The organism is Pseudomonas syringae pv. coryli str. NCPPB 4273 (genome assembly GCF_000972175.1).
Taxonomy (GTDB): domain Bacteria; phylum Pseudomonadota; class Gammaproteobacteria; order Pseudomonadales; family Pseudomonadaceae; genus Aquipseudomonas; species Aquipseudomonas syringae.
This window is the reverse complement of sequence record NZ_AWQP01000021.1, coordinates 86,175-94,665: the sequence shown is the minus strand read 5'-3', so window position 1 is coordinate 94,665 and position 8,491 is coordinate 86,175. Positions and strand designations below refer to the sequence as shown.

The window sequence follows — 8,491 nt, the reverse complement described above, 5'->3', positions numbered from 1 at the left end:
GATTATGGAACGTCCTGGTTTTTTTTTTTTAATGATACGGCGACCACCGAGATCTACACTCTTTCCCTACACGACGCTCTTCCGATCTCGTTTCCGGCCCGACTTCGTCGGGTTCCTTCGCCCAGTCACTTACGTCGCACTCTGCGTCGTCTCTGCCATCGTGCTCGAAAAGCGCTTTAGAGCAATTTGGCTAAAGGCAGGGCTTGTGAGCTGATGACCATGGTCCCCACGCATGGGCACGATAGTTACAAGGTGATCGTTCCTTACGCTCCAGTGGAGCGTGCGCAACGATAACGCCGCCGCTTTCGGGGCATGAGTACCGTTTCCGGACGTATCGAAACGCTGGGACACCCTGCGTTTGATCTGGCTACAATGCCCGCCTTGCCGGGGGTTCTCATGTCTACGTTGCTCACTGACTGGCGTCATCGCTCAACCCATCGTCGCGTCTGGGCGCTGGCGACGCCGATGATTCTGTCGAATATTTCCGTGCCGCTGGTGGCGCTGGTCGACAGTGCGGTGATCGGTCATTTGCCCCACGCCCATCAGCTGGGTGCCGTGGCGGTGGGCGCCACGCTGTATACGTTCCTCGCCTGGGCCATGGGCTTTCTGCGCATGGGCACCACCGGGTTTGCCGCACAGGCGGCAGGGCGCAGTGACAGCGCTGCCTTGCGCCGGATTCTGTTGCAGGGGCTGCTGCTGGCTGTCGGGTTGGCGTTGCTGCTGGGTGTGATCGCCTTGCCGTTCAGCCATCTGGCGCTGACGATGATGCAGCCGTCTGCCGATCTGCAGCAAATGACCCTGGATTTCTTCCATACCCGGCTGTTCGGCCTGCCTGCGGCGCTGGCCAGTTATGCGCTGGTCGGCTGGTTTCTGGGCGCGCAGAACGCTCGGGCTCCACTGGCGATTCTGCTGGTGACCAATGCCGTCAACATCGTGCTCAATCTGTGGTTCGTCCTGGGGCTGGACTGGGGCGTGGTCGGCTCGGCGCGTGCGTCGGTACTCGCGGAGTGGACGGGCGTGGTGCTCGGTCTGCTGCTGGCGCGCAACACCTTGCGCGCCTGGCCTGGGCGGATCGTCTGGTCGGCCTTGCGCCTATTGAGCAACTGGCGACCCTTGCTGGCGGTCAACCGGGACATCTTTCTGCGCACGCTGGCGCTGCAATCGGTGATGTTCCTGATCACCGTGCAGGGCGCTCGCCTGGGGGATGCGACGGTCGCCGCCAATGCCTTGCTGCTCAACGGCCTGCTGTTGACTGCCCATGCCCTGGATGGGCTGGCGCATGCGGTCGAAGCGCTGTGCGGCCATGCCATCGGTGCGCGGGACCGGGATACGTTGCGCCGCTCCCTGGTGGTCGCTGGGGGCTGGTCACTGATTTCCAGCGTAGTGTTTGCGCTGTTCTTTCTGGTGGCTGGGCATGGCTTCGTCAGTCTGCAGACCGATATTCCGGAAGTGCGCGCCACCGCGATGACGTATCTGCCGTATCTGGCGCTGATGCCGTTGCTGGCCGTCTGGAGCTACCTGCTGGACGGCCTGTTCATCGGTGCCACGCGTGCGCGGGAAATGCGCAACGCGATGCTGTTCAGCGCAGCGTGCATCGCGCCGCTGGCTTATCTGGCTTCCAGCCACGGCAACCACGCCCTATGGCTGACGTTCCTGGCCTTTACCCTGCTGCGCGGCCTTAGTCTGGGGACCATTGCCTGGCGGCTGACACGCAGTGACGGCTGGTTCGTTCACTGAGCTTTCGACCCGGTTGCTGCGTTCTTTTCAGACGCCGTTTGCGGCGTGTGCTTGACGAACATGTCCACCTCGTCGACCACAGGGGCCAAACCGCTTAGCAATTTGGCGAATGCGCCGACCAGCGTGCCGTGGTTGGTGCGCGAGAAGTACAGGTCGCGCACCGGCACGCCGGCTTCACGCAGCGACCTGGCCAGGCCACCGGTGTTGCGCTTGGGGTTGACCAGCGAGTCGGTGTTCGAGGCCATCAGCAATGCCGGTGGTGCGCTGGACGTGACGTGATTGATGGGTTGCGAGTCGGGCGGTGAATTGGGGAAGAAGAACACCGGCTTCACGTCCGGGTTCTCGATGGGCAGGAAGTCGTAAGGCCCGGCCAGCCCGATCCAGCCGCTGAGGATGGAGGGGGACAACCCTTCGCGAGCCAGCCAGCGCGGGTCGAGCGCGAGCATTGCGGCGTTGTAGGCACCCGCGCTGTGGCCCATCACGTACAGGCGGCTCGTATCGCCACCATAGGTGTTCGCATGCTTGTGCGCCCAGGCCAGCGCCTTGGCCGAGTCTTCCAGAAAGCTTGGGTAACGTACCTGTGGATACAGCCTGTAGTCGGCGATGACCACCACCATGCCTCGTGCGGCCAGCGCTTCGCCGACGAATGCGTAATTGGCCTTCGAGCCGCTGTTCCAGCTGCCGCCATAGAAAAACACCACGACCGGTGCCTTGGCCGGTTTTGCCTTGGGCGTGTAGACATCCAGCGTGTTGCGTGGATCTGGCCCGTAAGCCAGATTGTAGACATGATCGACAGGGCCGCTGGGGTTCAACGTATTGAGCAGCTTCAAAGGCGAGCAGCCGGACAAGGCTGCCAGTACGGCACCGGTCATCAATGTCAGGAAAATCACTCGGATCATAGCGGAGGGGCTCTGGAAGGTAAGTCGGATATGCCTGAGACCGTCACGCTTCGTCCCAGTGCCGCACAGTTGCTGCTACGTCATTCAGTGGCGTACGGATCACTCGGTGGGCTGGCGAAGCTGATGCGCGGGCTGCTCAGCGTAAGACCGCTGTCATCGATCTGTATCGTGCTTGCCCCGGCATCGACGGTCAGTGTGCTGCCTTCAGCCAGTTCTACGCGGGTCCCGTCCGCCAGTTGCAGTTGCCGGTCTGGCCCGGTGATCAGCTGCCAGTCGAGGTGCATCTCGACGTTATCGGCAGGTGCCTGATCACATCTGTGGCCGCCATCGTCTGCCAGCGCTGACAGGCAGCCGGTGATCTGCGGCGGGCGTTTATCGTCTGCGCAAAAGCTCACTATCACTGCCATGCCACCCCGACACTCAACATCCAGCCCCGCAGCCAGAGGCAGCCAGCAGCCAGTATCGGGGCCCTCCGGACGTTGCCAGTCCCATTCCAGGCGCACGTGCACCCGACCTGACGCATCGGTCCTCGCCGCTTCGCCGTCGCTGCCGATGATCCAGGCACGCTGCAGTGGTGCAATGGCGGGGCGCGGTGCCGGGGCAGGTGCTGTGAACCCGGTCTCCCAGGGGCTGGCGCCAAATACCAGCAGGTGGCGGCGACGTGAGTGGACGAACTGGTAGTGAATGCCTTCTTCTGCACACAGCCGCTGGACCAGTTGCAGGTCGGATTCCTGATACTGCACGCAGCTTTCGCGCTCGATGCATTCTGTCTGCAGGTCAAAGCGGAAGGCGTTCTTCAAACCATGTTCTTCCAGCACCTGGGCGATGATCCGCGTGGCGGTCATGTGCTGAAAGATACGTGAGTGCTGACGCAGCCCGAGGCAGGCCAGTCGAGGCCCCATCAGCAGCGTGTAGCAGGCCGGGCCGGGGTGGTAGTGCTTGCGGGTCGCGCCGTGGATCTGACCGTGAAAGCCTTGTCCTTGAAAACTCTGCCCCGGAAAACCCTGTTCGCTACCACAGCTCAGCCAGGCAGGCTTGTACATCAGGCTGGTCAGGTCCAGATCGAAGCCGTCGCCGAGGATTTCCAGCTCGATGGCATACGGCTGGCTGATCGCTTCGTTTGCGCTGAACGATACGACGCTGAAACGGCGCTGCAGGCGGGCAATCTCCAGATAAAAGAACGGCGCGCTGTCGGGGTCGGGCATGGAGGGCTTCTCTACCGGGAATGCGACCGCGGATTCTCGCGCAGAAGCCGGGCAGGGTAGAGGTCTGCAGGTAGAACAGGACGTTGCCTACAGCAGATGTTGGTGGGGGATTACGTCGAGTGCGTGGGTTGTATGAGCGCGGAGCATGGGGGGGGCGGAGGTTACGGGCACCTCTCGTTCCTCACGCTCCGCGTCACGAACTGCATGCCAATGCGCAGCATTGGCACGATAAGCAGTCAGAGTTGGCGCCGCGCAAGGATCAGGACGACAGGTACGACGAGCGGGTCAGCCCCAGGCGCAAGGCATCGAGGAAGTAGGTGCGCTCGCGTGGGGTGATCTTGGCGCTGGCGACCTTGTCCCGGTAATGGGTCATCAGTTCTTCCGGCGACAGGTGCACGTAGCGCAGCATGTCTTCGATGGTGTCGTGGGTTTCGATGCCGGCGTGGTAAACGCTGCCGTCCGGGTTCTGGTAGATGTTCACCGAGTCGGTATCACCGAACAGGTTGTGCATGTCGCCGAGAATTTCCTGGTAGGCACCCACCAGGAAGATCCCCAGCAGATAGTCTTCGCCTTCGTTCAGCGAATGCACCGGCATGCTGGTCTCGATGCTCTGCTCATCGACGTACTGCTTGATCTTGCCGTCCGAATCGCAGGTCAGGTCCTGAAGCACGGCACGGCGCACCGGCTCTTCATTCAGGCGGTGCAGGGGCAGAATCGGCAGCACCTGGCCAATGGCCCAGGTGTCCGGCAGGCTCTGGAACACCGAGAAGTTGCAGATGTACTTGTCGGCCAGCTTGTCGTTGAGCTCGTCCAGCACCTGACGATGAGAGCGTTGACGGGCTTTCAGCGAGTTGTACAGGCGGCGGCAGACGGCGAAGTAGCATTGCTCGCCCAGCGCTTTTTCCGACAGGCTGATCTTGCCATCGGCGTACTGGGCCGCGATGTCGCTCATGTAGTGCGTGGCGCGCCAGTAGGTTTCGGTGACCATCTCGATGTCGGTCGGACCCAGCAGGTCGACCAGCCATTGCACGGTTTCCGGCAGGCTGGCCTTGTCGGCGATTTCCGGGACTTCGTCGTTGTGTTTTTCGACGTCGGTCACCTGCACCACCAGCATGGCGTGGTGGGCGGTCAGCGAGCGGCCGCTTTCCGAGAAGATATGCGGGTGCGGCAGGCTTTGCGCGTCGCAGAATTCCTTGAGCATGCCGACCACCACGCCAGCGTAGTCGTCCATGTCATAGTTGATCGAGCTGGCGTTGCGCGAGTGCGTGCCGTCGTAATCGACACCCAGACCACCCCCGACATCGATGTAGTCCACCGGCAGGTCAAGCTTGCGCAGTTCGCCGTAGTAACGGATCGCTTCCTTGAAGCCGTGCTGATAGTCGGCGAGGTTGGCGATCTGCGAGCCCATGTGGAAGTGCAGCAGGCGGATGCCCTGATCCAGGCCGGCCTTGCGGAAACGCTCGACCACCGACAGCAATTGCGCAGCCGACAGGCCGAACTTGGATTTCTCGCCACCGGTATCTGCCCATTTGCTCGACGCCAGGGAAGACAGGCGCACGCGCAGACCGACCTGGGGGGCGACCTTCAGCTCGGCGGCTTCTTCGATCACCAGTTCGACTTCGGACTCTTTCTCGATGACGATGAACACGTTGTGGCCCAGCTTCTGGCCCATCAGCGCCAGACGGATGAACTCACGGTCCTTGTAACCGTTGCAGACGATGGTGCCGCCTTTGGGCGCCAGTGCCAGCACGGCCATCAGCTCAGGCTTGGAACCCGCTTCCAGGCCGATGGAGACGTTCTGCGTGGCGATGATGTTTTCCACCACCGCTTCCTGCTGGTTGACCTTGATCGGGTACAGCGCGGTGTATTGGCTCTGGTATTCCAGGCGCGCGATGTTGCTGTCGAACGCGCCGGTCAGCTGGCGCACGCGGTCCTGCAGGATGTCGGGGAAGCGCACCAGCAGCGGCAGCGACAGGCCGCTCTTGCGCAGGTTGTCGACCTGTTCGTAAAGATCGATGGGCGAGCTGTCCGGCCCGTTGGGACGGACTTCAACGCGTCCCGCTTCGTTGATTGCAAAATAACCCGCGCCCCAATGGCGAATGCCATAAACGCTGCGGCTGTCCGCAACGGTCCATTGGCTGCCATCGTCTTTGCGTGTGCGTCGTACGGACATCGAAGTCCCCTATAAAGAAGTCGTAGCGCCAGCCAGTAGCCAGCTGGGCGCATTGTAATGAGTGGAAATGACGATTTGATTCGCGGGTTCAGCCGCCGGACTTTTTAGCCTTGAAGCCTTTTTTGATCAGCTCTGCCAACAGCAGTTCTACGTGATCACCCTGAATCTCGATCACGCCTTCCTTGAGCGATCCGCCGGTGCCGCAGCGCTGCTTGAGGGCCTTGGCCAGCTCTTTGAGCGGTTCTTCGGCCAGCGGGACGCCGCTGATGGTGGTAACCGTCTTGCCGCCCCGGCCCTTGCTTTCACGACGTACACGGGCAATGCCGTCCCCTTCGGGGATGGCCGTCTGTTTGCAGGTGCACTCGGCAACGGGTTGACGACAATCGGGGCAGTGGCGCCCAGCGTCGGTTGAAAATACCAGGCCACCCAGGGCGGCGAGAGAAGCGGCTTTTTTAGCCACGCAAACATCCTCTTGTTGAGGACTGAAGATGGGTCGGGCTCGTACGAGCCATCGACCGCGAAGCCCCACTCTGGCAGGGGCAGCGCTACTGAAACGGCAGGGCCGGTCCAGTTTGAAAAGGTCGCGCAGTGTAACGGCAAACCGGCCGGTTGCTAAGGGGCTGGATGCGCCAATTTCTGAACACTCGCTTACTGCTCGTTCTCTATCTGTTTGAGGTAGCGTTTCAGCGCTGCCAGGGAGTCAGGGCACCAGGGATTGTGCTCAGCCTCTTGCAGCACTTCGGCGATGGGCATGAAGCGCGCCTCCAGGACCTCTTCAGGTTGCAGTTTCAACGGCCCGTCCCACACGGCTGAAAACACTGCACACCAGAGCCGGTTGCCCGGCTGATCGAAGAAAAACTGTTCGTGGGCCTGCAGCGGCACGCCACTGACCCCCAGCTCTTCTTCCAGTTCTCGCGCGGCAGAGGCCGCATAGCTTTCATCGGCCTGGACCATGCCGCCTGCGGCTACGTCCCAGTAGCCGGGATAAATCGCTTTGCTCAATGTGCGTCGATGCACACACAGCTCACCCCGGCTGTTGAACAGCAGGATATAAGTGCCGCGTCCGATCAGCCCGCGTTCACGCAAATCGGCGCGGACCAGCGAACCGAGCAGTCGATCCTGTTCGTCGACCCAGGCGATCTGCTCGGCATCCGAGGCGGCGCGGTGCGCGGCCTCGTTGGCAGGTATGGACATCAGCCCTGATTCAGCAGTTGGCGCAGGTCAATGACTGCGGCGTTGGCACGCGAGATGTAGTTGGCCATGACCAGCGAGTGGTTGGCGAACACGCCGAACGGGCTGCCGTTGAGAATCATCGGGCTCCACATCGGCTCTTGCGAGGCTTCCAGCTCACGAATGATCTGGCGCACGCTGACCGTCGCGTTCTTCTTCGCCAGTACATCGGCAAAATCAACCTCGATGGCGCGCAGCAGGTGCGACAGCGCCCAGGCCTGACCGCGTGCTTCGTAGAACACGTTGTCGATTTCCACCCATGGCGTTTCGACGATTTCCTCATCGACCTGCGGCACTTCACCGGGTTTAACCGACACAGCGGCTTCGGTTTTCAGCGTGCTGTTGAGTTTGACCCGGCCAACGCTGGCCGACAGGCGTTGCGACAGCGAACCCAGACGGGTGCCGACATCGCCCAGCCAGTTGTTCAGGTTGTCGGCGCGGGCGTAAAACAGCGCGCCTTTCTGGTTGGGATCGGACAGGCGTGCCTGGTAGCGGCTCAGGGAGTTGATCCCCTCGGCGTACTGCGACTCGCTGGAAGGCAGCAACCAGCTGCGATTGTTGAAGTTGAACAACGGCTCGGCGCGGGCCAGATCGCCATCTTCAGCCGATTGCGACTGGGAGCGGGCGAAATCCTTGCGCAGCGCACGACTCAGGTCACGCACCTGAACCAGCACGCCGTATTCCCAGCTCGGGATGTTGTCCAGCCACAGGCCCGGTGGCATGCGGTCGTTGGACAGGTAGCCACCGGGCTTGTTAAGCAACGTGCCCGCGACGGTCTTGAGCGTTTCAACCGTCGTGTAGCCGATGACCATCTGTTTGCCTTCGCGCTCGGCAGCGGCCTGGGCGTTTTGCTGTACCGGGAACAGCGCAGGTTCCTTGCTCCAGTACCAGCCGACTGCCAGTGCGACCAGCAGGTAGATCAAGATCAGGGCGCCCAGCGCGCGGCTGTAGAACAGGTTACCCAGGTAACCGCGGCGTTTGGTCGATGAAGTGTCAGCGGTGCGCGCACCCGCGCTGCCTGCGCGGTTCTTCCAATCCAGCATGGTAGGGTCCTTTCGATCTTGAGTTGAATGCTTCACGAGGCGTTCGACCGCAACCTTACCTCAAGGTGCGGCTGACAGACATTATCTTGAGATTTGAACTGTAACGATCATAGGCGCAGTCTATGCATCGATTGATTTTGCATACTGGCTATGCGCCATCAAAATGTTGTCAAATAAGTGACTTACGACACTGTTCTGTTGTAA

The 8,491-nt window shown here is 61.4% G+C and carries 7 protein-coding genes; 1 reads left to right on the top strand and 6 read right to left on the bottom strand.

Annotated features, from left to right (window positions below; genetic code table 11):
• The first annotated feature begins 396 nt into the window (after positions 1-396).
• Positions 397-1,737: an MATE family efflux transporter gene (locus P406_RS10985; protein WP_046236191.1), complete on the top strand. Its 1,341-nt coding sequence runs from the start codon at positions 397-399 to the stop codon at positions 1,735-1,737.
• Here P406_RS10985 and P406_RS10980 read toward each other — a convergent pair.
• From P406_RS10980 to P406_RS10955, 6 genes are all read right to left on the bottom strand, one after another.
• Complete coding sequence (locus P406_RS10980) at positions 1,731-2,636, bottom strand: alpha/beta hydrolase (protein WP_046236185.1); 906 nt, start codon at positions 2,634-2,636, stop codon at positions 1,731-1,733. The genes P406_RS10985 and P406_RS10980 overlap by 7 nt on opposite strands.
• Before the next feature lie 80 nt (positions 2,637-2,716).
• Positions 2,717-3,841: a contractile injection system protein, VgrG/Pvc8 family gene (locus tag P406_RS10975; protein WP_046236184.1), complete on the bottom strand. Its 1,125-nt coding sequence runs from the start codon at positions 3,839-3,841 to the stop codon at positions 2,717-2,719.
• Between the two features lie 259 nt (positions 3,842-4,100).
• Positions 4,101-6,014 (bottom strand): arginine decarboxylase, encoded by a 1,914-nt coding sequence (gene speA, locus P406_RS10970; RefSeq protein WP_046236183.1) that lies wholly within the window; start codon positions 6,012-6,014, stop codon positions 4,101-4,103.
• 88 nt (positions 6,015-6,102) lie between these two features.
• Positions 6,103-6,474: a translation initiation factor Sui1 gene (locus P406_RS10965; RefSeq protein WP_003313912.1), complete on the bottom strand. Its 372-nt coding sequence runs from the start codon at positions 6,472-6,474 to the stop codon at positions 6,103-6,105.
• 188 nt (positions 6,475-6,662) lie between these two features.
• Complete coding sequence (locus tag P406_RS10960) at positions 6,663-7,208, bottom strand: NUDIX hydrolase (protein WP_046236182.1); 546 nt, start codon at positions 7,206-7,208, stop codon at positions 6,663-6,665.
• The gene (locus tag P406_RS10955; RefSeq protein ID WP_046236181.1) at positions 7,208-8,287 is read right to left on the bottom strand and encodes a DUF2333 family protein; all 1,080 of its coding nucleotides are present in this window, start codon (positions 8,285-8,287) and stop codon (positions 7,208-7,210) included. The genes P406_RS10960 and P406_RS10955 overlap by 1 nt, the downstream gene beginning before the upstream one ends.
• Positions 8,288-8,491 lie beyond the last annotated feature (204 nt).